Below are 22,456 nucleotides of genomic sequence, written 5' to 3' on the forward strand. Positions count from 1 at the left end.
CGATTAGTTTTCGTACCAAGGATTCAAATGGATCAGAACTTCATCTACGTCACTATGCTGATCCATAATGGATTTCTTGATGGCACGTGAAATGTCATGCCCTTGTTGGATGGTCAGTTCGCCAGGTACTGAAATTCGAGCGTCTACTAGAATATAATGTCCGTGCTCTCTCGCACGAACACGATCAATACGTTTCACACCAGGAACCGCTTCGATCAACGCCGTATATTGCGAAAGCATGTGTTGATCGACGGTTTTTTCCATGAGAATATCAAAGGATTCTTTGGCCATTTCGATGCCTAGTTTCAAAACTAGGAGAGATACAATAACGCCTGCCGCAGCATCACCATAGGCTAACCAGTGAATGTCATAGGCTTTACCAATGAAAGCTAAGCCAATACCTACAACAGCTGCTAGTGAGGCATAGACATCGGCAATATGATCATGGGCTGTCGCAATTAAGCTTTTGCTGTTCGTACTACGTCCGATCCGCATGGTGTATACATAAAGAAGATATTTCCATATCACAGAAACTGCTGAAGCGATTAAGGCGATTAGACTTGGGGCACTCGGTTCATGGAATAAAGCCGCAACTGCGTGGTATCCGATATAAAGTGCAGCTGTTACAAGGATGAAAGCAACAAAGCCTGATCCCAGTACTTCAGCTTTACCGTGTCCATAGGGATGATCTTCATCCGCTGGGAGCTTGGAAATCCGCATCGCACTTAGTGCGGCAATGGTTGCAATAATGTCTCCTGCGTTATGGACGCCGTCTGCCATAAGTACTTCACTGTTAAAGATAAGACCGATAATAATTTTGATAATCGTTAATAAAATGTTACTGATGAGGGAGAGCCAAATGGCCCAAACCGATGACTTGTTGTCGACGTGCATGAATGATGACCTCCTGCAGAAGTGTTTCCCGAAGGAAAAAAAATCCCTCGACCTAAGGTCGGGGGATTGGGCTGATATTTTTAAATAAATCTAGTAAACTATCAATAAATGGCATATTCAACACTTCACTTTTCACAAATATCTTTGTATAATACCACACATAATGAGAAATCACAAACCTCCAAATGTCTTGGAAAGGAAGTCGAGTGGCATGCGCGTACATGAATTTAAGATTACAAAAGATTTAGAACGAAGCGATTTATCTGGTATTTCTGTGAAATCATCTCATTTTATTTCAGATGTCACGCTCGACTTTCAGTTTGATGATAAGCACCATAAAGTTGATGTGAAAAGTGTATTAGGTATGCTTTTAGTCCCCATCAAGGCAGGCACGACACTGCGTTTGCTCACGAGAGGAAAAGATGAGGAAGAGGCCATGCATTTTATTTTTGATTTATTTCAGATCTTTTGTTAACTGCTTGTTCGTATGCGCTTTCAGAGTGCAGAATTGCATTGTTTTGTGACAAGATTGGATAGCGCGTTGACACGATAAAAGAGGTAGAATAGCAGATATAAGCGGTGTGGAGACACGCTAGAAAAAGCTGTTGGAGGTCATTTATCGATGAGTAGCTATCGCGTGGTTATTGTTGGGTGTGGCGGTATGGCCAATGTATGGGTTGAAAATATGAAACAAAGACATGAGTGCGAAATTGTGGCGCTTGTTGATATTAAAACGGAGTTCGCGCAAGCGATGGCGGAGCGTCATGAGCTAACTTGTGGTGTGTATATGGATGTTGAAGCAGCTATTCGTGACAATGAGGCCAATCTGGTATTGGATATTACGATCCCAGCGAGTCACTTCCAAGTTGCAAGCACCGCGCTTCGCAATGGGTGTGATGTGCTCGGGGAGAAACCGATGGCAGCTACGATGGACGAGGCTAGGGAGCTTATCCAGATAACAGATGAAGCAGGAAAGTCGTTGGCTGTTATGCAAAATCGGCGGTATGACGCGAATATTCGCGCCTTTCGCGAGATGATCCAATCCGGTACGATTGGTCGTGTAGGTTATGTTGGTGCGGACTTCTTTCTGGGGCCGCATTTTGGGGGCTTTCGCGATGCGATGGAAAGTCCGCTCATTCTAGATATGGCGATCCATACGTTCGATCAGGCTCGTTTTCTTACAGGGGCAGACCCCGTTTCGGTGTACTGCCAAGAATGGAACCCGCCCGGCTCCTGGTATGCCGGGAATGCCTCCGCGATCTGCATCTACGAGATGTCAGACGGCTCTGTGTTCTGCTACCGCGGCTCCTGGTGCGCGGAAGGTGCGCCGACCTCCTGGGAGGCGGAATGGCGCGTGACGGGCGAGCAGGGCACCGCTCTGTGGGACGGAGCGGGTGCGCCGTACGCGGAGGTTGTGGCTGCCGGCACGCAAGACGGCAAGTTTCTTCGTGAGTTCACGCGCGTGGACGCGGACGTGAACTGGTCTGGCCGCAGCGGCCATGCCGGCTGCTTGGACGAGATGTTCGCGGCGCTGGCCGAAGGCCGCCGCGCGGAGACCGATTGCCGCGACAATATCAAGAGCATGGCGATGGTATTGGGCGCGCTGGACAGCGCGAAGCTGGGCCAGAAGGTCGACCTGCGCTCGTATTGGAGCTGAGCAGCGTAACTGCGAAGCATGATAAAAAGCCAACAATTCACACCAAGTGTGGGATTGTTGGCTTTTCTGTGTGTAGCAGGTTAGTCAAAGTAGATCATTTTCCTGTTGATGCCATTCGAGTGGGGCTACTTCAATTTCCATTTCACCCTTCAACCTAACAAATGGAAAAAATACAGCTAATTTCACTCCATCCAGCCGAAAAAACACTTTAGATGGATTTCCTACAGCTAATTATGCTAATTTCGACGTTTTTGAAGAAATCGAGGCTAATTAGCTACATGAAATCCAGTTATTTGTTGTTTTGCAAGATATGCGTGAAATTAGCTGTATGAAATCCAGTTATTCGCTATGACGGGCATCTGGAAGTGGCGCTCAAAGGTTTACGCTCTGATTTTACGCTCTAAATTTTACACTCTGTTTAGATGTTATTCGCCAACGCTAAGCACGATTAGCAGCGAATCCCCGATTAATGAATATCTTTCTTCTTAAAGCGTCCACCCTTAACATCATGGATATTCCCGATGGCTAGGAAGGCTTTGGGATCCAAGTCGTCGACAATGGATTTGAGTTTCGCTTCTTCGAGACGTGTAATGACGCTGAAGATGACCTTTTTATCATCACCTGTAAAAGCGCCTTCGCCATTGAGGTACGTGACTCCCCGACCTAGTCGATTTGTAATGGAATCCCCAATTTTCACATATTCATCGCTGATAATCCAAACAGATTTGGATTGGTCAAGACCTTCAATCGTGATATCAATCATTTTATAAGCAATAAAATAGGCAATCAGAGAATACATCGCATGATCCCAACCGAAGACAAAGCCTGCGCTGGCAAGAATGAACAAATTGAAGAACATGACAATTTCGCCTACCGAGAAGGCACTCTTTTTACTAAATAAAATAGCTACAATTTCCGTGCCGTCTAGCGATCCTCCTGATCGAATAACGAGCCCGACGCCAATCCCAAGGATAATCCCGCCGAATACAGCAGCTAACAAAGGATCCATGGTGATGGCTTTAACAGGGTGAAGTAAAGATGTGCCAATCGACATGACAATAACCGAGAAGGTTGTTGATATAGCAAAAGTTTTGCCAATTTGCTTATACCCGAGTAAGACGAAAGGCAGGTTGAGCAGAACTAGAAATATACCGAGTGGGAAGCCAGATAAATGAGATGCAATAATGGAAATCCCTACAATACCACCATCAATAATATGATTTGGAACTAAGAAAGTTTCTAATCCAATGGATACGAGCGCGGCACCAATAATCATAAAAAGGATTCTGCGTGCAAATTTCAATCGTGTCAATTTTTGATGTTGTGCGTGTGCATGTGCTTGAGCTTGAGCTTGTGAATTAGCCATGAAAGTTTCCTCTTTTCCTCAATCATTCAATTTCGTTACTTATGAGTAAGAAGGAATGAGGCCCGCATAACGTGAGGTGAATTTGAGGAAAGCAAGTAGGATAACTTTCAGTTTTTTCCATATTAAATTTGTTAAAAAAACGATGAATACAACAAAAACGGTCATTTCATAGTGCTTGTGAAACTGGTCATGCAAATGAATTTTATTTTCGTAGACATGAATGATTTCCTTAGAAGGCGGTTGCTGTTGACTAGTCAAGACCTGAGTGGTACTGGCTGAAATGAGAACATCGGTATCGGCTGCAGCATGATTGGAAATTGGGGGTGTTAATGGGAAGACGAAAAGTCCGAGAATCAGCCAGACCATGATTGTCCAACAGCATCTGCGTGTTAAAGGGTTCACATACATCCCCTCCAGACAATATGAATCCAAATTTGCTTGAATTGTAGCACTTCATTTCCATTGAGTCAAACTCCGAGTGTGATAAACCTGTTGTCACGATTTGCTTCGTTGAATTTGGACCATTTATGCCAATTCTGCATACAATAGTAGGATGAACCCAAGCAGGAGAGGTGTAATTGTGAGTAATGTGATCGGCATACTCCTAGATCGTAAAACCTATCTCGGCATCCTTCGGAATCAAACTGGATATGAGCATATCGACTACTATAATCAAGCGGCCGTTGAGCTTGGAATGACGCCTTTCTACATGTGCTTAAAGCATATAAATACAAAGTCAGCGCTGGGCTTGTGTTTTGAGAATAACAATTACACATTGAAACGGTTGCCGATCCCAAAGGTAATTCACAATCGAGCGATGACGCTTTCCCCAACTTCGCTTAAGAAATTAAAAGTCATAGCCAAGATAAGCCAAGTTTTTAATGGTCTAAATAGACATGATAAGCTTCATATACATCGATTGTTGCGTGCGAGTGCGAATAGCTCTGCATTTCTTCCTCATACCGTGAAGTATTCACATGAAAATCTGGTAAAAGCGATGAACCGAGAGGACTCTTTTTTTGTAAAGCCTACCAATAGTTCTGTTGGGAAAGGGATAATAAAGGTTGCTGCGATGCCAGATGGCGTATGGCAAGTCTGGTGGAGTAATCAATCACCAAGGCAACTTGCCCAACAGCAAACAATTGAATTTATAGATGGGAAAGTTAATAGCCAACGCTATTTGATTCAAAAAGCGATTCCACTTTCTATGTATGAAGGACGCCCTTATGACTTAAGGGTATCGGTACAACGTGGTGATAAAGGACTATGGGGTGTTACGGGGATTGCTGGGAAGGTCGCCGCTGTTGGCCGCCATGTCACGAATTTGGCAAAGGGCGGAGAGGCTGTTCGTTGTGAAAAATTGTTCCTAAGCAACGGCTATGACCCTGTGGTAAAAAGAAAACAAGTTGAAGAAGCAGCGCTTCTAATCGCAGAAAGCTTGAGTACACAAATTCCATCGATCTCGGATGTGGGAATGGATATCGGAATTGATCATCAAGGTGCGATATGGTTAATCGAAGTGAATGGCCGAGACCAGCGATATCAATATAAGCATTTGAATTTGAACAAGACTTTTTATCGTACTTATGAAACACCGATGCTTTATGCCAAATTTTTATTGAGCAAATGAGTCCAATAAGACGCAAATCATTTAGTAAACCTGCGTGGAAAAGGTGGAGTGGGGATGTGAGTGAGCGTGTTCTTGTCATTAAAATGAATTTATTACCATGGTATAACGAGCTTGACGACCATTTGGAAGTGTATCATCCAACCTTTCCCGAAGCTGTTCGTCAACGTATCTTAACGTTTGGGGAATTTCGAATCATCTCGATTAATCGTCTTCAGACGCGAATTAGGCGAATTCCGAAAAAAGCCTAGAGCCATTTGTGCGTAGAAATTAGGTAAATGTGGCATAATTAGTATAGAAGCAATACCCGTAGAGGCAGGGAAATACCTGCTTCTTTTTGTGTACAGAAAATGAATTTGGCTTTGGTGTTGCTTCATACCCCTATAAACAAGTAAAATAGAAGTGAAGCATTATTCGTTCGATGTAGGCTTTTACCCACAAGCAAATACAGGGTGTACAGGAAAAGGGGACATTTAAAGGTGAACGTTCATTTAAATTTTACAAACAAGGGCAAAGTGGTAATTGAAAATTTCAATAATGAGGAGCTCATTGAAATTTTTAGTCGTTATATTAACACGTTAACGAAGAAGTACGCAGTTGATATTACGGTGCCTGCTGAAGCAAATCAGAATATCGTCCAAGATGGTTCATTTAAAGTTGTTCTTTCGAATGTACAATGTGATGTTGAGACTTTTTTCAAAGAGCTCGGGAGAGATATTAAAGTGCCTCTGAAGAAGAGAGCGGACGGCAAGCTTGAGAACGTGTTTAAAATTCAAGTGATTGATTAAGTTACGGGGGCTTGTATGCTTAGTTTAGACGAAAAGTTAGCAATAGCAACATCCTTCCCGGAACTTGCGCGTAAGGATGTTTCACTGGGACGAATTAATTTTCATTATCTAGAAAGTGACTATGAGAAGACTACAGTTCTTTATCATCTTCACCCAAATGGAAATGGATTCGTGTATGCCGAATACATCCCAGGTTGTACGGTGGATTCCAAAGGTTTAATTAACATTCGGGATTATAGTGAAGACGAGCTTCGTGAGATCATTGCGAAGTCGATTCAGTCTTTAACTCGCGGCGGTAGTCCTAAGGTTTCGAAGGTCGAAGAAGTTCAAGTCCCTCAAGAAGAGATTTGGGTGGATGAAGATGGCAACACATTGAGTGTAACTTTCGTGGAAGATTTATGGTATATCTACGCAGGAGAAAACCTCGATTGTGCCTTTGAGACGTACGAAGAAGTACAAGAGTATTTGGAAGAAGAAGGCTTCGATAAGAAGTAACCGTGCATGAGTGCCCTCCTTGGAGGGCTTTTTTTTGTAATTTAGAGTGGGCCATGGTGCCGCGGGCTGCCGCACGCAAACTAGCGCACAAAAATTGTGCGCAGGGGAAGCGGAGCCGCGGGCCACCGCACGCTAGCGCACAAAAATTGTGCGCAAGGTCAAGCGGAGCCGCGGGTCACCGCACGCTAGCGCACAAAAATTGTGCGCTAGGTCAGCGGAGCCGCGGACCACCGCACACTAGCGCACAAAAATTGTGCGCAAGGCAATCGAAGCCGCGTGCCACCGCACGCTAGCGCACAAAAATTGTGCGCAAGGCAAGTGATGCCGCGGCCACCGCACGCTAGCGCACAAAAATTGTGCGCTAGGTCAGCGGAGCCGCGAACCACCGCACGCTAGTGCAAAAAAATTGTGCGCAAGGTCAGCGGAGCCGTGGACCACCGCACGCTAGCGCACAAAAATTGTGCACAAGGCAATCGAAGCCGCGGGCCGCCGCACGCTAGCGCACAAAAATTGTGCGCAAGGCCTTGAATCCACAAGCTGCCACACGGCAGCTTTCATCAATACTCGAACCCAGTTTAAGCAGCTATTTTATGGTATAATGGATGGAAAATCGTTCAAGGACTACGAATGTCAAAGGGGAAACATAACGTCATGAAATTTAGACCATGTATCGATCTACATAATGGAAAAGTGAAACAAATTGTCGGTGAAACTTTGGGTGGCGAAGGACAGGCTGTTGTTGAGAATTTTGTGTCTTCGTATGACTCCACCTATTATGCGAATATGTTCAAAAGAGATTGTTTAACCGGCGGGCATGTGATTATGCTTGGAGATGGGAATAAGGAAGAGGCGATAAAAGCTCTTGCTGCCTATCCAGGGGGACTGCAAATCGGCGGCGGCATACATGCGGAGAACGCAAGCTTTTATCTGGAGCAAGGGGCATCACATGTCATTGTAACGTCTTATATTTTCCGCGACGGACAGCTGAATATGGATAATCTTACGCGAATCGTTGAAGCGATTGGGAAAGAGAAATTAGTTATTGATCTTAGCTGTAAAGAAAAAGATGGCAAATGGTATGTTGCAACCAATCAATGGAAACAGTTAAGTGATGTGGAACTGAATCAAGAGACAATACGATTCTTTGAGCAATATTGCGATGAGTTTCTCATCCATGCGGTTGATGTAGAAGGGAAGCAGAGCGGCATCCAACAAAGTCTGGTAAGTTCTTTGGCGGCGTGGGTTACGATTCCAACTACGTATGCAGGTGGTGCTAGATCATTTGAAGATTTGGCATTATTCAGACAGCTTTCCCAAGGGAAATTAGATATTACGGTAGGCAGTGCCCTTGATATTTTCGGTGGGAAACTCTCGTATGATGAAGTTGTGGAGCAGTTAAGCAACCCAGTGTAGCGTTAGTTTTTCACAAAAAGGATGTGTGCGATGGCACTTTGGCACAAGCTGTATGTATGGGGAATTGGTATAATCCTCCTGTTAATTATGATTGGCGAGCTGGTCTGGCTGCCAGACCCATTAAGATGGGGGACTCGCTTTTATTGGATAGATCTTATTGATTTGTTGATTTACGCGATTGCTATTGTTCCGTTGATCTGGATGGTTGCTGCACTCCTGCATCTTGCACAGTCGCAAACACGGAGGATGAAAGTATTTCGCGGCTTCATTGCCTTCGTATGTTTACTTAGTGTTGTTATTGTGGTTGCCATTCCCAAAAAGCTGGAGTTCTCAGCATCCGCGTTGATCCTTAGTCTCCTTCTAATCGCAACGGATATCGTCTTACACGAAAGGAAGAAACGCAAGGTGCTACACCAAAGTATGATTGTTTTAGGTGTGACACTCGTTCTCTTGCTTGTGATGCTATGGCCAACCCAATATCTGGTGACATATCCAGGAATTACACTCAACATGAACCGGTATGCGCAAGCCCAAGGCGGCTCCAAGCATGGTGATATTTCGGGTGTTCTTATTTTCGAACGTCCAGCATTTCCAATGGACTGGTTGTATGCGAAGCTTTTTAAAGATTACACCTTTGAGAAGATTGAAACGTTAGGGATGTCGCTCGGCGAATATAATCAGGAAGTTCGTACGATGAAAGAAGATGCGAATGCCGCGGGTAGTGCGATTGCTTTCCATAAAGTGGGGATTGGCAAAGGCATTCTCTCGGAAGGCGTTCGAATTACGGCCGTTTTGCAAAATACGAAAGCCGCTGAGTTGCTGCAGCCAAGCGACGTCATCACAGCGCTGAATGGTCAGCCAATCACCATGACTCAGGAGCTTAGTGAGCAAATGAAGGTGATTAAACCAGGCGAATCGATTCGATTGACTGTGTTACGGAATAAAGCGAAAGTCGAATTGACAGTTGCTACGCGTGCAAGTACAGATGATCCAGCTCGTGCATCCATCGGAATTATGATTGCGAATGAACTTCGATACGATATACCTGATCTTGTCACCTATCATAGTTATTTGTTGCATGAAGGTGGACCGTCCCATGGGGCGATGCTGGCTTTAACGTTAATTGACCAGCTAACACCTTGTGGTGTGACGTATGGTCATCATGTTGCAGGGACAGGGACGATTGAACCGGACGGATCAGTCGGCCCTGTCGGTGGGCTCGTTCAGAAAGCTTATACCGTGAGCCGTACGAATGCGGATGTATTCTTCGTTCCTGTATCTAATGAAGCAGATGCGAGAAAAGGTGCTGGTGATCTACGTATCGTACCCGTGCGAACGCTAGACGATATTTTGAATTGGTTAAAAGCTAATCCCAAAGCGGGTGCACCCGCTTGTTCATCCTAATACGTTCGAGTTAATCACGAGCCGCTTCGTATAGCTTGCTGGCTACCAGCTTGGGTTCATAATGCGCAGTCGTCATGTGATCTCCATGGAGTTGTATGAATCGGAAAAGGCCGAGCCTGCTGGACATGTGGGGATGCCAACCATAGTTAGGGTCGCCTAACGGGATTACATTATCTTCCATAAGGTGTACGTAGCTCTTGGGAATAGGAAGGCTATAAAATTTCTTCAGATCTAATTTCTCGAATAAAGGACCTGCCGGTTCGGGGAAAGCTTTTTTGTAGATCTGTTGGGCTTGGCTAAGACTGGCCAGATTGGTGAAGGCTTCTCTAAAAAAGTCAAAAGGCAGCGTAATCGTATTGTTTTTGGAGCTTGCGTTTAGCTGCTTAAATTTTTCAACGACTTGGGGAGGCAACTCATCAGCAAGCATTTCGCCATCTTTGAGGACAAAAGCATTGAGAAAAACGAGTCGCTTCAAGCGATCGGGGACTAGCTCCGCTACTTTTTGGATCACTGATCCTCCAAAACTATGGCCAACAAGGACGACGTTATGCAACTTATGTGAGATGATGAAATCCGCGACTGATTTGCTTATCATCCCATGGGTCACATTTTTATTTGGGTCAGCACCGTGTCCTGGAAATTCAGGGACGAAGACGGTATGGCCTTTTTTACTTAGCTCAGCCGCAACGCCTGCCCAGAAGCTGGCATCCGCCCAGGAACCATGAACAAGCACGAAGGTAAGTGGCTGTTCTTTGGCACGATAAGAGGAATCATCCTCTTGGATCCAAGGGGTTGGCATATAGGGCCAGTTCGTAAGCATGGGATTGGATGGATAAGGGTATGGCCATGAGGGGCCTGGATTCTGATAGTTTTCGTTCAAATAAGTCATAGTGGTCTTCCTCTCGCCTAGTGATGATTTACTATATGCCCAGATGCGGAATGTGCGCTAAGAATTTGAAATCGAAGGGAAGTTGGTCCGTGAATGGCTCATATGGAGCAGAATATGTACAGATTTAGTGAAGCACCTATTTGGGAGCTGCAGCGTGCTTATTATGAGGAACAAGGAATTGAGGCTTGGCAGAGCGGAGAAGTGCCGCAATACATAACAAGCAATCGGGTAATGGCCATTTCTTACGCGGAAATGATATTTGGATTCTTGCAGGATCGAGCTAGAATGGGACAGCTGACAGCCTCTGTGATGATCCTTGAGCTTGGAGCGGGATCAGGTCAATTTGCTTTTTATGTGCTGCAAGAGTTAACGAAGCTTACTCAAACTGCTAGACTACCACTGCCCCCGTTTCGATATGTGATGAGCGATTTGGCTGAGAAAAATATAGCGTTCTGGCGGCAGCATACTTGCTTAACACCATTTGTGGAGCAAGGCGTATTGGACTTTGCCAAATTCGACGCAGTACAGGATAAAGAGATTTATTTACAGCATGCGGGTGAAGGCATTAGATCTGGTGATCTGGCGCAGCCGTTAGTCATTTTGGCGAATTACTTTTTTGACAGCTTGCCGCAGGAATTAATTTATATTGAAGACAAACAGGTGTATGATTGCCGGATATCATTGCAATTTCCAGAAAGTGCACATGAGCTGAGCGTTTCCCAGCAGTTGAAAGAGGTCATTGGGAGCTATCATTATCAACGGGAACACATGTATGATGACAAGTCCTACCCTTATCGTGAACTATTAGATGTATATCGTCAGCATATTTCAGATTCACATATTCTTTTGCCTGAAGTAAGTTTGGCATGTTTACACCGATTGAAAGCCTTATCTCAGGAAGGTTTCTTGCTACTCACTGCTGATAAAGGAGATCATCGCTTAGAAAGCTGGGAATTTAACGAGCCACCGAAACTTATCCATCACGGAAGCATCTCATTAACGGCAAATTATCATGCGATTAGCTATGTGTGCGAAGCTCAGGGGGCCAAAGCACTATTCACGAAGCATCCCTATACCTACTTAAACATCGGTTGTATGCTCAATCTTTCTGAACCTCACGAGTATGGTCTTACGAGATTAGCGTATGATAGGTTTGTGGAGCGATTTGGTCCTGATGATTTTTTCAATCTAAAGGAAGCCTTCGACGCTCAGTTGGAGCAGAAGACAATGCCTCAGCTGTTAGCCTTGTGGCGCTTGAGCGGCTACGATACTCAGTTTCTACTGCCCTGTACGAAACGGCTGATTGACCTGATTCCAGATGGTAAGGACCATGAATGGATCGCGCTTCAGCAAGGAATTGACCACATGTGGGCACATTATTATCCAATGGATGGTAACACGGATGTTGCCCTCGCTTGTGGGATTCTCTTGTATCAAATGGACATGTATCAGGACGCAATCCCTTACTTCGAACGTACACAGCCAAAGCTCGCCAATGATGCGACCGTCCTTTATGAGATGGCGGTGTGCTACTACGAATTGGGCCAAGATGATGCGGCTAAGCGGTATGTAGATCGTACGCTTTCCCAATCCCCTGAGCATGAGGAAGCGATTGCCTTACGGGAGTTATTACTTTCATTGAGTTAACAAATGGCATAAGCTGCAACAATCTACGTGCTCCTGACGTTAGGAAAGTATCCATAACCGATAAGGTGTTAAATACCAACCGAAAATGAAAGGAGCACTAGCATGAAAAAAATAGCAGCATTAAGTTTAACCCTTCTGCTGGGCAGTAGTTTGACATTTGGTTCCGCTTACGCGTTCTCAGACTTAGAAGAGGGACAAGCAACTGCGGTTCTAGCCCTGAAAGATCGAGGTATTGTTAGTGGCTTTGATAACGAGCATTTTGTGCCAAAAGGTAAAATCAGCTATGCACAAAGCGTCCAAATGATTGTCAAAGGTCTAGACCTTAACTTGGATCATTTGCGATTCATAAAGCAACCTTTAGCATCCGATAGCTTTTCGAATATCCCGAATGATGCTTGGTATGCAGATGCGTTCATTATTGCGCATTACCACAACTTGGACATCCCGAAGGATGTGAATCCGAATGCCACGATTACTCGCGAACAATTCGGGAATCTATTGGTTAAAGCGCTTGAAACCAAGGGTCAATTTCCACTGGTGAAAATGTTTATACCAATTAAAGATGAAGATCAACTTAACGTGGATTATCAAGGCACCATTCAACGATTACTGCTCTATAAAATTACAGCTCTAGATGGAAATGGAAAATTCAATCCCAAAAGTGAGCTAACAAGAGGAGAAGCCGCGACTTGGCTATATAATGCCATTCGTGTGCTAGAGGCGCATGTGCAGAAACCACCACAAGTAGAAGAAGTTACGGTATCGGTTGAAAAAATGAACGATGATGTGAACAAAGTAACCCTTTCCAGAGGTATGAAGCCGAATCCTGGCTATGGCATTAGCATCGATAGCATCCAGTTTGAGTCTGATGGTAAAGCGATCGTGAAGTATTCGTTGACGGAGCCACAACCTGATATGATGTATGCACAAGTCATGACGGAAGCAAAGGCGGAGACTTATATATCTTCGAAGTATGAAGTAAAAGCCGAAGCTAGCGGACTGAAATAATAGGTTACAATGCTGCTATCCGATGAGGGTAGTGGCATTTTTTTGTGCTTTTACCCCCCTGTATTCGAACTGTGCAAGCTCGTACTCTCTCACATAGGATATAGCATCTTCTAATAGACGGGTGGTGAGAGATATGAAAACAATCAACTATTACACGTTAGCATTAGGCTTGTTAGGTGCAGCCAAATTAATTTTGGATGCATTTGGTATGAATATCATTACGGACGAGACTGCGAATGCCATTGCCAACGGTGTCGCTGCCTTGTTATCTGTCATTGGTGTTTATACGAACCATCAAAAAGTGGAATAGTGCTCGCTAGTTTAAACCCATTGACACCGATATTTGCCTAGTTGAATATCGTATTGGACAGAAGTGATTTCCATAACGGAGGCGTCAGACGTGGGATACTATGTTCAAGTGGAAAATGGTGTGAAATTATTTATCGAAGATGTCAATCCAAAAGGGACGAAGACCATCCTGTTTATTCATGGGTGGCCTTTGTCACATACACAATTCGAGTATCAGTTTAATGTGCTGCCAGGACTGGGGTATCGTTGTATCGGTATGGATTGGCGTGGGTTCGGACAATCAGATAAACCGATGGACGGTTATACGTACGATCGTCTTGCCGATGACCTGCATGCCGTGATTCAGTCGTTACAGCTGGAAGGTATTACACTTGCAGGACATTCAACAGGCGGCGCTATCGCGATCCGTTATATGGCCAGATATCACGGCCAAGGCGTAGCGAAGCTTGTACTGATTGATGCGGCTGCACCAACGGGTTTTACGAATGAAACGGCAGCAAAGTTTTTGCAAGAGAATGCCAACGATCGTCCCAACATGCTGCAACATGTAACGGATTCGTTCTTCTTTCAATATATCACGGAACGATTCTCGGATTGGTTCTTTCAAATGGGCTTACAAGCGGCCAGTTGGTCCACCGCGGCTGTCATTCGATTGCTGAGAGATGAAAATGTGGCAGCAGATCTAGGTCGAATTGAAGTACCTACCTTAATTATTCACGGAATACATGACAAAGTGATTCCCTACCAACAAGCGGTCGAGGTAAATAAACGAATTCCAAATTCGCAGCTTGTCCCGTTTCATTACAGTGGGCATGGCGCATTCTGGGAGGAAAGAGATCGTTTTAATTATGCACTTACACAATTTATAGGTTGATGCTGTCTGATCATCAATGGAATATGAGATATAGCTTCCTTAATGGGGGCTTATTTTATTTCATTTCAATGCGAATGCCTAACGTGATTCAGGTTTATGGTTGATTAAAAGACTTGTCTCTTATATGGAAGTTCATTATGATGAGAGTGAAGACATTCTGGGTCCAGCGGACCACAGATTAAAGTACAAATTCAATTTAAACTGTCATGGAGGTTGTTCCATTTATGAATCAGTCTACATTACGAATTGGTATCATTGGCATTGATTCCTCGCATGCACCTACGTTTACCCAAATGTTAAACGATAAGGATCATCCTTTTCATGTTGCTGGCGGCAAGGTCACCATAGCTTATCCTGGAGGTTCTCCGGATTTTGAGATGAGCTATTCCCGGATTGAAGGTTTTACTGCTCAGCTTCGCGAACGAGGAGTGGAAATTGTGGACTCACCGGAAGAAGTAGCAGCGAATTGCGATGGAATTCTGATGACATCGGTGGATGGTCGAATTCATTTGGAGCAGTTCCGCCGTGTAGCGTCCTATCGCCGGCCTATTTTTATCGATAAACCAATGACCGTATCTTCTGCCGAAGCTAGTGAAATCTTCAAGATCGCGCAAGAAAATAACATTCCTATTACGAGTTGCTCCTCGTTAAGATACGCTGAGGAATTGACGATAGCTCTAGCAGCATCAGATACTAGTAGTAACATTATCGGGATGGACTGCTACGGTCCTCTGGCATTACAAGCGACACAGCCTGGGCTGTTTTGGTATGGTGTGCATACGGTTGAAATGCTTTTTAGAGCACTTGGCAAGGGCTGCCTGCATGTGACTGCGGCTACTACAGAAGATCATGATCTGATAACTGGGGTATGGGACAATGGCGTTATTGGTACTATTCGCGGCAATCGAAAGGGCAACGGGCAATTTGGTGCACTTCTACATCGGGAATCACATACACAATTTGTCGATGTAAACAAACATCCCAAGCCTTATTATGCGAGTCTCTTGGAGAAAATTATGACGATGTTTGCGAGTGCTACTCCGGATATTGATGAGGAAGAAACATTACAAATCATTCGCTTTATGGAAGCGGCTAATGAGAGTCGGGAAACAGGACTTACCGTGAACTTATAGATGTGATCGCTTAGAAACCCAAGGAGAGGATTACAACGATGGAAAAAGCAGAATTAAAGGTAGCTGTCCTGGGTGCGGGGGCTATTGCTCGTCAACATTTTGATGCAATTCGTCGTACAGACGGGTTTGTAGCTTGTGCTGTTGCGGATATTCAACTGGAGAGAGCCCAAGCTATTGCTGAAACCTATGGTATTACGGCCTATCGTGATTATCAAGAGCTGATTCGGCAAGAACGACCGGATGTTGTGGTCATTGCGTTGCCACATTTTCTACATAGAGAAACAGCTATATTCGCTGCAGAGCATGGGTGTCATTTGATGCTGGAGAAGCCAATGGCCTTGAACGTTGCTGAATGTGATGATATTATGGAAGCCGCTAATAAAGCGGATATACGCATCTTAGTTGGGCATACACAGCATTATATGGCGGAGAATATTCATGCGAAGCGGATCATTGAAAGTGGCGAGCTAGGTGAGATTGTCATGATCAATGATGTCAGGCATTTGAATTACTTCCAAGACACAAGGCCGCAGTGGTTTCTGGAAAAAGATAAATCAGGCGGTGGCATACTTGCCAATCTAGGCACGCACTCTATCGATAAGATTCAATGGTTGATGGACAGTTCAGTCCGTAAAGTGAGCGCCGCAGTGAGCCATCATGGCAAACGAGGAAATGTAGAGGGAAGCGGCATCATCTATATGGAGCTAGCTTCAGGGCTGCCCGCATCAATTGCTCAGTCTGGTTATCCAGGGGCTACTCGGAATGAAACAGAGATCATTGGTACGTTAGGAATGCTGAAGCTGGTTACTGGCGTAAGTTTATGGATCAGTCGTGGCGGTGCCTATGAACAGGTCGATGTGCCACCGATGGATACGCCATTTGAGCTGCAGTATAAGGATCTATTGAACGCGATTGAGGCGAAAAGTGAAACGAGTTGTCCACCCGAATATGCGCGAGGAGTCATAGATGCGCTGGAAGCTGTTTACCGAGCTGCCGAGTCGGGCGTGGAACAATTTCTATAGGCACACATTGAGAAATAGCGGGAAAACTTCCAGCTATTTTTTGTCTTTTCGGCATAGAATGGGAAACAAGGCACGCTTTTGAAATAGATGGAATATCTGTAGCTAATTTCGCGTAAATCGGCAGTTTGTGAGCAATAGCTGTATTTCCTCCAGTTAATTTCTCCCATCAGACTCACTATGAATCAAAACAGCTGAATTAGCGTCATATTTTACAGTTAATTGGGAAAAAGGTTGGAAAACGGCAGAATTAACTGTACATTTTCATGTTAATGTTAATTGTACGAGGACGCTGATGTTGCTAGAAGGAATAATGCCATTTCGGAAATTAAGCAGGGATTTGTTGCCATGTATGGAATAGTAAAAGATGTTCCTGAAAGGAGACTTACTATGGTGGAATGTCCTTGGTGTCATGAACACGTACAGTTGGTTGAGGATGTTTGTCCTGCTTGCAAGCAGGAGGTGCTCACGAACCATTTGAATCCAAATGGAGAAGAAAATGATGTAGAAGAGCTAACCGAATATGAAGAGATCGACGAACTGAGTCTGGAAGAACGAATCTCTCACCAATACAAGTGCTTCAAATGTAATCATAGGGAATGTCACATAAAAGAAATAGCGATGACGGGAACAGGCTTAAGTAAAATGTTCGATATTCAGCATCATCATTTCTTAGCTGTCTCATGTTTGCACTGTGGATACGTAGAAATGTATGATCCGAATGTGTTACATAGTAAGAAAGCGGGCTCATTAGGCACGATACTAGATGTATTATTTGGAGGTTGAAAGTGAATGACGGTGATTGGACTCATACGACACGGGTTAACAGATTGGAATACGGAACGGCGCATACAGGGACAAACAGATGTTCCGCTCAATGAACTTGGTCGCAAACAAGCCGAATTATTATCTCAGCGAATGAAGGATGAGCATTGGGATTACATCTATGCGAGTGATTTGGGTCGAGCTAAAGAAACAGCGGCATGTATTGGAAATGTGAAGCAAATGGAAGTGAACACAGATGAGCGATTAAGAGAAATGTATTGCGGTCAGATTGAAGGAACAACGCTTGAGGAACGTGTGGCAAAATGGGGAAAAGACTGGTCCCAATTGGATTTAGGGGTCGAAACGCATCAACAAATTGCGGCTCGCGGTGTGAGTTTCATCCAAGAAGTGATCGAGAGACATCCGAATCAGAAGGTGTTAATTGTTAGTCATGGAGCCTTACTTAGTCTGACTCTTATGGATTTGATCCCACATGAAGACATTGAGGAACATTTACATAACACGTCCGTGACGAAAATTCGTCACACGGAGAGCCGTTGGGAATGCTTACAATACAATTGTATTGCGCATTTAGATGGGTTTGAGTAAGTTTTTCCACCTGACTAATCCTTGAGGATGGACAAGCTTTCGGGAATGGGACAGTACTTCAACAGGGGCGCAGCAATTGAAAGGAGATTCCTATGATAGTTTACCAAACAGATTTGTTAACGATTCGAGAACTTGAACTCAGAGATAAGAACCTGTTAGTTTCCTGGCTCAATAACCCCTTGGTATTAACCTATTATGGAGGTCGCGATCGCCCCCACGATGGGGATTTGGTGGATGCCCACTTTTATACGGAGGAAGATTCAGCTGTCAGATGCCTTATCGAATATGAGGATCGGCCGATCGGCTATATTCAGTTTTATGAGATAGAGGAAGAAGAACGTCTCGCGTATGGCTATTCGGAATCCACGGATAAAATCTATGGCACGGATCAATTCATAGGTGAAACGGCCTATTGGGATCAAGGGATTGGGAAACTGCTAGTAATGTCGATGGTGGATTATTTGATGAATGTCCTTAAAGCAGATCGCGTTGTCATGGACCCGCAGCAGTGGAATCTTCGAGCTATAAGATGCTATGAACGATGTGGATTTACTAAAGTGAAGGAATTGCCTGCACGGGAGATGCACGAGGGAGAGCTGCGAGATTGCTGGTTGATGGAGTACTCACGAATTTCAAAGATACGGGAAGAAGAAAGAAAATATCATGATGCGTGTTATGAGAACTATAAGTTATTTGAAGAAGGCTCATGGTTGTCAAAACCCGTGAAAACGGTTATGGATGCTTTATCCTATTTTGACGCTTATGAAGATGTAACTGTTTTGGATTTAGGTAGTGGAGTTGGCCGAAATAGTATACCTATAGCAGAAGCGTTGAAACACAAAGGAGGTAAAGTGGTCTGTGTGGACCTCCTGCCATCCGCGCTTATGAAATTGTTGGCATACAGTGAACAATTTGGTGTTCGAGCTCAAATCGAAACGCATCTCTCCGACATTGGAGAATATGAAATTGCACCGGATACTTTTGATTATATCGTCGCCGTATCTTCGCTGGAGCATGTTGACTCTGAGCAAGCCTTCGAACGAGTTCTGGATCAAATAGCTATGGGGACGAAAGTTAATGGGGTTAATTGTTTGATTATTAATTCGAATCTACAAGAGATTGATACATTAACTGGGGAAGAATTAACACCTCTTATCGAACTAAATCTCACGACAGAACACTTACAAGAGATTTTGAACAAACAATATGTAGGTTGGGACATATTATTAACGACATTAAAGAAGTTGACATTTAACATAGAGCGCAATGGCAAACAGATCCTACTGAAGACAGATTGTCTTACTTATGTAGTAAGAAAAAATACGCATAGCGAATCTTAAATTTATTCTGAACTGTAGTGCCACATGAAGTGTTCGATGTAATAAAGATCGAAGCAGAGTCATGAGAGGGGTATACCCTATTCATGGCTTTTTTGCTACTTGAAAAGTAGAGAAGGATGTTTTAGAATTGAGTTGTGCCCGAGCACGGAATTGTAAGTTTAGCAAAGGCAAATCGTATCAAGCCAAGGTGGCTTTATTTTTTGGACATTATCGTGCTCGAGCACGAAAGGTGAGATTCGAATTAGTTCTAGCCATATAAGGAGGCGTTCATGTGGCCATTGTTGTTCAGAAAAGAGATTACAGTATTACCGGTCAGGAAAGCATTAGAGCGCAAGAACGAGGTTTAGCTAGTGCTGAATGGTATGCTAGCCCCATTCCTCGCGCAAAGATGAAAGAATTAATGAAACGCAAGGATGGACCTGCGATTCGGGACACCATCATCTGGTTTGGCGCATTGCTGATATTCGGCTATCTAGCGTATTTATCATGGGGGACTTGGTGGGCTGTTCCGGCTTTTTTCATCTATGGTGTGCTCTATGCATCTCCAGGTGACTCGAGATGGCATGAGTGCGGGCATGGTACTGCTTTTAAAACGCCATGGATGAACGATGTGGTATATCAGATCGCCTCATTCTTCGTATTGCGTTCGGCTACACCTTGGCGTTGGAGCCACGCACGGCATCATACCGACACCATTATTGTCGGCAAGGACCCTGAAATTTTGACGGAGAGACCACCGATTTGGAAAATCATCCTGATGCAAATATTTCATTTATATGGCGGTCCGATCGAGATCAAGCGATTTGTCCTACACACGATTGGACGATTGGAAACACAGGAGAAAGATTATATTCCAGCTTCTGAGTTTCCGAAAGTATTTCGCGAGGCGCGCATCTACATGCTGATCATCCTTGCTGTTGTGGTGGCATGTATATACACGGGGAGCCTGCTTCCCGCGATGTTTATCTTCTTGCCATCCTTCTATGGCAATCTGTTTGTACTCCTTTTTGGCATGACACAGCACCTTGGACTTTATGAAGATGTACTGGATCACCGATTGAATACACGTACGATTCATATGAATCCGATCTTTCGATTTCTGTACTGGAACATGAACTATCATACCGAACATCATATGTTTCCCATGGTGCCGTACCATGCATTACCTAGATTACATCAAGAGATGTTGGCTGACTGCCCAGCCCCATGCACAAGCTTATGGGTAGCATTGAAAGAGGTCATTACAGCACTAAGGTTGCAAAAAAATGAACCTTCTTATGTGGTCGTAAAGCCGTTACCCGTAACTGCTCAACCTTATTATTTTGGCGGTAGCCGTGAAGAGGAACAAGTTAATCAAAGGAGACAACAAGTATGATGGACGAATGGATAGAGGTCTGTGCAGCTAGTGAATTAGAAGATGAGGATGTCATTCGATTTGACCACGGCGAAGCAACGTTCGCTGTTTATCGGAACGCACAGGGGCAATTTTTCGCTTCAGACGGGTATTGCACACATGAGAAAATTCATCTATCCAAGGGACTTGTGATGGGGAACCTCATAGAATGTCCGAAGCATAACGGCCGATTCGATATCACCACAGGAGAGGCGAAGCGAGTTCCCGTGTGTATCAAGCTCAAAACCTATGCGACAAAGGTTGAAGCAGGTAAGGTGTTTATGCAATTGGTATAGCGGGAACAGCGGGAACGAGAAAACATAAGGTTCGATTGCCACGGACTTGATATCGAGCTTCATTTCTATCATACTTGTTACGTGCCCGTGCACAATCCCTTGTGAATGGAGAACCCTATGAGCGTTACAATTAGAGAGATTGCCCAGCAAGCTGGTGTTTCCAGAGGTACCGTTGATCGTGTACTGAATGGAAGATCAGGCGTAAAGCCTGAAATTAGAGAACGTATACTTGCGATTGCAGATGAGCTTCAGTATGTGCCCAATGTGGCTGCGAAGGCACTTGCTTACAATAGAAAACCGATTCAAATAGGTATCGTGATGCCTCCGAAAGAAATTTCGTTCTTTGATGACATTCGCAAAGGGATTCATGCTGCAGAAGAGGAGCTGAAGGGTCTAGGTATTTGTTTAGAGTATGTGCATATCAATAATCAGCTGCCAGATGAGGGTGCGAGAGCCATTCAGTCACTGATTGCGAATGGTGCAAGCGGCATTCTATTCTCAGCTATTGATGATGAAGTTAACCGAGCAAGCATAGATAAGGCGATTGAACAAGGCATTCCAGTGGTTACGTTTAATTCTGACGTCGAGAACTCGAAGCGGAGCTGTTTTGTGGGTCAGGATCTGGGGAAAAGCGGTGAAATCGCGGCAGGATTGATGACCCGAATGTTCACAGGCAAAGCCAAGGTTTTAGTCATTGTAGCCAATATGAAATTCCATGCGCATCGCATGCGAGTTCAGTATTTTAAAGAGAAATTAATCCAGAGTGAGATCGAGATTGTTGATGTCATTGAAGGATATGATCGCTACGAAGATACATTTCGCAAGCTGAATGAGTCACTGAAGATGTATCCTGATTTGGATGGCATTTATATGGCAACAGGTGATGCAGGGGCATGTATCGATGCGGTGAAATTGGCAGGGAAGGGTGGTAAGCTCCGCATCGTATGCAATGATTTGATGCCTGAAGTTGAGCAAGGACTGAGAGAGGGTGTTATTGATTTTACCATTATGCAAAATCCGATTCAGCAAGGCTATCGCTCCCTGCGAATATTGTACGATCTCATATTCAGTGGCAAGAAGCCTGACCACGAATTTCAGTATACCGATACGAGTATTATGATCGCGGAGAGTCTCTAACTAGATCTGAAAGTGTGCTGAGCAGCCTCATCATCATTTGCAGGGTGAAATTATCCACGGCAGCATGGGTGGAGTTGCTGTAGTGATGAAAAACATCACTACAGCAGCAAGAAAACCAACCCCAGTCTGATTTCAGGGCCTTTAGTGATGAAAAACATCACAAAAGAAGCAAGAAAATCAACCCCAGTCTGATATCAGCGCCTTTAGTGATGAAAAACATCACTAAAGAAGCAAGAAAACCAGCTTAAGCTTGATTTAAAGGCCTATAGTGATGAAAACTGCAGCTAGAATAAAAAGTGGACACCTCGTTAACAGATTTAAGATAATAGACATAACGAGGAGGTGTTCACAATGGGTGAACAACGGCAAAGGTACAATGATGAATTTAAACAA

The 22,456-nt window shown here is 44.3% G+C and carries 24 protein-coding genes and 1 pseudogene; 21 read left to right on the forward strand and 4 right to left on the reverse strand.

The window, feature by feature from the left end:
- Window positions 1–3: 3 nt before the first annotated feature.
- Complete coding sequence (locus tag AB4114_RS31375) at window positions 4–894, reverse strand: cation diffusion facilitator family transporter (protein WP_441991936.1); 891 nt, start codon at window positions 892–894, stop codon at window positions 4–6.
- Window positions 895–1,105: 211 nt separating this feature from the next.
- On the opposite strand from AB4114_RS31375, the gene AB4114_RS31380 reads away from it, so the two are divergent.
- Both AB4114_RS31380 and AB4114_RS31385 read left to right on the forward strand, forming a co-directional pair.
- Window positions 1,106–1,369: an HPr family phosphocarrier protein gene (locus AB4114_RS31380; protein ID WP_441991937.1), complete on the forward strand. Its 264-nt coding sequence runs from the start codon at window positions 1,106–1,108 to the stop codon at window positions 1,367–1,369.
- Window positions 1,370–1,516: 147 nt separating this feature from the next.
- A complete protein-coding gene (locus tag AB4114_RS31385) occupies window positions 1,517–2,551 on the forward strand; it encodes a Gfo/Idh/MocA family protein (protein WP_441991938.1) in 1,035 nt (344 codons plus the stop codon).
- A 466-nt stretch (window positions 2,552–3,017) separates the two neighbouring features.
- Here AB4114_RS31385 and AB4114_RS31390 read toward each other — a convergent pair whose 3' ends face one another.
- A complete protein-coding gene (locus AB4114_RS31390) occupies window positions 3,018–3,917 on the reverse strand; it encodes a YitT family protein (RefSeq protein ID WP_441991939.1) in 900 nt (299 codons plus the stop codon).
- 39 nt (window positions 3,918–3,956) lie between these two features.
- Window positions 3,957–4,319, reverse strand: a complete 363-nt coding sequence (locus tag AB4114_RS31395; protein WP_441991940.1) for a hypothetical protein — start codon at window positions 4,317–4,319, stop codon at window positions 3,957–3,959.
- 178 nt (window positions 4,320–4,497) lie between these two features.
- On the opposite strand from AB4114_RS31395, the gene AB4114_RS31400 reads away from it, so the two are divergent.
- The 6 genes from AB4114_RS31400 (at window position 4,498) to AB4114_RS31425 (ending at window position 9,644) form a co-directional block, all read left to right on the forward strand.
- On the forward strand, window positions 4,498–5,547 hold the full coding sequence (locus AB4114_RS31400; protein ID WP_441991941.1) for a YheC/YheD family endospore coat-associated protein: 1,050 nt from the start codon (window positions 4,498–4,500) through the stop codon (window positions 5,545–5,547).
- A 56-nt stretch (window positions 5,548–5,603) separates the two neighbouring features.
- The gene (locus AB4114_RS31405) at window positions 5,604–5,795 is read left to right on the forward strand and encodes a hypothetical protein (protein WP_441991942.1); all 192 of its coding nucleotides are present in this window, start codon (window positions 5,604–5,606) and stop codon (window positions 5,793–5,795) included.
- Window positions 5,796–6,023: 228 nt separating this feature from the next.
- A complete protein-coding gene (locus AB4114_RS31410) occupies window positions 6,024–6,332 on the forward strand; it encodes a hypothetical protein (RefSeq protein ID WP_056621264.1) in 309 nt (102 codons plus the stop codon).
- Between the two features lie 15 nt (window positions 6,333–6,347).
- Window positions 6,348–6,827: a hypothetical protein gene (locus AB4114_RS31415; protein WP_441991943.1), complete on the forward strand. Its 480-nt coding sequence runs from the start codon at window positions 6,348–6,350 to the stop codon at window positions 6,825–6,827.
- 651 nt (window positions 6,828–7,478) lie between these two features.
- Window positions 7,479–8,240 carry a phosphoribosylformimino-5-aminoimidazole carboxamide ribotide isomerase gene (hisA, locus tag AB4114_RS31420; RefSeq protein ID WP_441991944.1) on the forward strand — a complete coding sequence of 254 codons (762 nt, stop codon included), beginning with the start codon at window positions 7,479–7,481 and terminating at the stop codon, window positions 8,238–8,240.
- Window positions 8,241–8,270: 30 nt separating this feature from the next.
- Window positions 8,271–9,644, forward strand: a complete 1,374-nt coding sequence (locus tag AB4114_RS31425) for a PDZ domain-containing protein (RefSeq protein WP_441991945.1) — start codon at window positions 8,271–8,273, stop codon at window positions 9,642–9,644.
- 10 nt (window positions 9,645–9,654) lie between these two features.
- Here AB4114_RS31425 and AB4114_RS31430 read toward each other — a convergent pair whose 3' ends face one another.
- Window positions 9,655–10,533, reverse strand: a complete 879-nt coding sequence (locus AB4114_RS31430; protein WP_441991946.1) for an alpha/beta fold hydrolase — start codon at window positions 10,531–10,533, stop codon at window positions 9,655–9,657.
- Window positions 10,534–10,626: 93 nt separating this feature from the next.
- On the opposite strand from AB4114_RS31430, the gene AB4114_RS31435 reads away from it, so the two are divergent.
- The 13 genes and pseudogenes from AB4114_RS31435 to AB4114_RS31495 all read left to right on the forward strand — a co-directional run bounded on the left by AB4114_RS31435 (window position 10,627) and on the right by AB4114_RS31495 (window position 22,063).
- Complete coding sequence (locus AB4114_RS31435) at window positions 10,627–12,180, forward strand: SAM-dependent methyltransferase (RefSeq protein WP_441991947.1); 1,554 nt, start codon at window positions 10,627–10,629, stop codon at window positions 12,178–12,180.
- A 102-nt stretch (window positions 12,181–12,282) separates the two neighbouring features.
- A complete protein-coding gene (locus AB4114_RS31440; protein ID WP_441991948.1) occupies window positions 12,283–13,188 on the forward strand; it encodes an S-layer homology domain-containing protein in 906 nt (301 codons plus the stop codon).
- A 133-nt stretch (window positions 13,189–13,321) separates the two neighbouring features.
- Window positions 13,322–13,498: a hypothetical protein gene (locus AB4114_RS31445; RefSeq protein WP_164483576.1), complete on the forward strand. Its 177-nt coding sequence runs from the start codon at window positions 13,322–13,324 to the stop codon at window positions 13,496–13,498.
- Window positions 13,499–13,588: 90 nt separating this feature from the next.
- On the forward strand, window positions 13,589–14,371 hold the full coding sequence (locus AB4114_RS31450) for an alpha/beta fold hydrolase (protein ID WP_441991949.1): 783 nt from the start codon (window positions 13,589–13,591) through the stop codon (window positions 14,369–14,371).
- 224 nt (window positions 14,372–14,595) lie between these two features.
- A complete protein-coding gene (locus tag AB4114_RS31455) occupies window positions 14,596–15,504 on the forward strand; it encodes a Gfo/Idh/MocA family protein (RefSeq protein WP_441991950.1) in 909 nt (302 codons plus the stop codon).
- A 38-nt stretch (window positions 15,505–15,542) separates the two neighbouring features.
- Window positions 15,543–16,526 carry a Gfo/Idh/MocA family protein gene (locus AB4114_RS31460; RefSeq protein WP_441991951.1) on the forward strand — a complete coding sequence of 328 codons (984 nt, stop codon included), beginning with the start codon at window positions 15,543–15,545 and terminating at the stop codon, window positions 16,524–16,526.
- Window positions 16,527–16,913: 387 nt separating this feature from the next.
- Window positions 16,914–17,309, forward strand: a complete 396-nt coding sequence (locus AB4114_RS31465) for a zinc ribbon domain-containing protein (RefSeq protein WP_441991952.1) — start codon at window positions 16,914–16,916, stop codon at window positions 17,307–17,309.
- 6 nt (window positions 17,310–17,315) lie between these two features.
- Window positions 17,316–17,897, forward strand: coding sequence for a histidine phosphatase family protein (locus tag AB4114_RS31470; RefSeq protein WP_441991953.1), 582 nt, complete (start codon window positions 17,316–17,318; stop codon window positions 17,895–17,897).
- A 92-nt stretch (window positions 17,898–17,989) separates the two neighbouring features.
- A pseudogene (locus AB4114_RS31475) lies at window positions 17,990–18,454 on the forward strand (GNAT family N-acetyltransferase); the annotation flags it as partial.
- Window positions 18,455–18,511: 57 nt separating this feature from the next.
- A complete protein-coding gene (locus tag AB4114_RS31480; protein WP_441991957.1) occupies window positions 18,512–19,237 on the forward strand; it encodes a class I SAM-dependent methyltransferase in 726 nt (241 codons plus the stop codon).
- A 271-nt stretch (window positions 19,238–19,508) separates the two neighbouring features.
- Window positions 19,509–20,612, forward strand: coding sequence for a fatty acid desaturase family protein (locus AB4114_RS31485; RefSeq protein ID WP_441991954.1), 1,104 nt, complete (start codon window positions 19,509–19,511; stop codon window positions 20,610–20,612).
- Window positions 20,609–20,926: a MocE family 2Fe-2S type ferredoxin gene (locus tag AB4114_RS31490; protein WP_441991955.1), complete on the forward strand. Its 318-nt coding sequence runs from the start codon at window positions 20,609–20,611 to the stop codon at window positions 20,924–20,926. The genes AB4114_RS31485 and AB4114_RS31490 overlap by 4 nt, the downstream gene beginning before the upstream one ends.
- 117 nt (window positions 20,927–21,043) lie before the next feature.
- Window positions 21,044–22,063, forward strand: a complete 1,020-nt coding sequence (locus AB4114_RS31495) for a LacI family DNA-binding transcriptional regulator (protein WP_441991956.1) — start codon at window positions 21,044–21,046, stop codon at window positions 22,061–22,063.
- The last annotated feature ends 393 nt before the right edge of the window (window positions 22,064–22,456 follow it).

The sequence above is a fragment of the Paenibacillus sp. 2RAB27 genome (assembly GCF_052115445.1).
GTDB lineage: Bacteria > Bacillota > Bacilli > Paenibacillales > NBRC-103111 > Paenibacillus_E.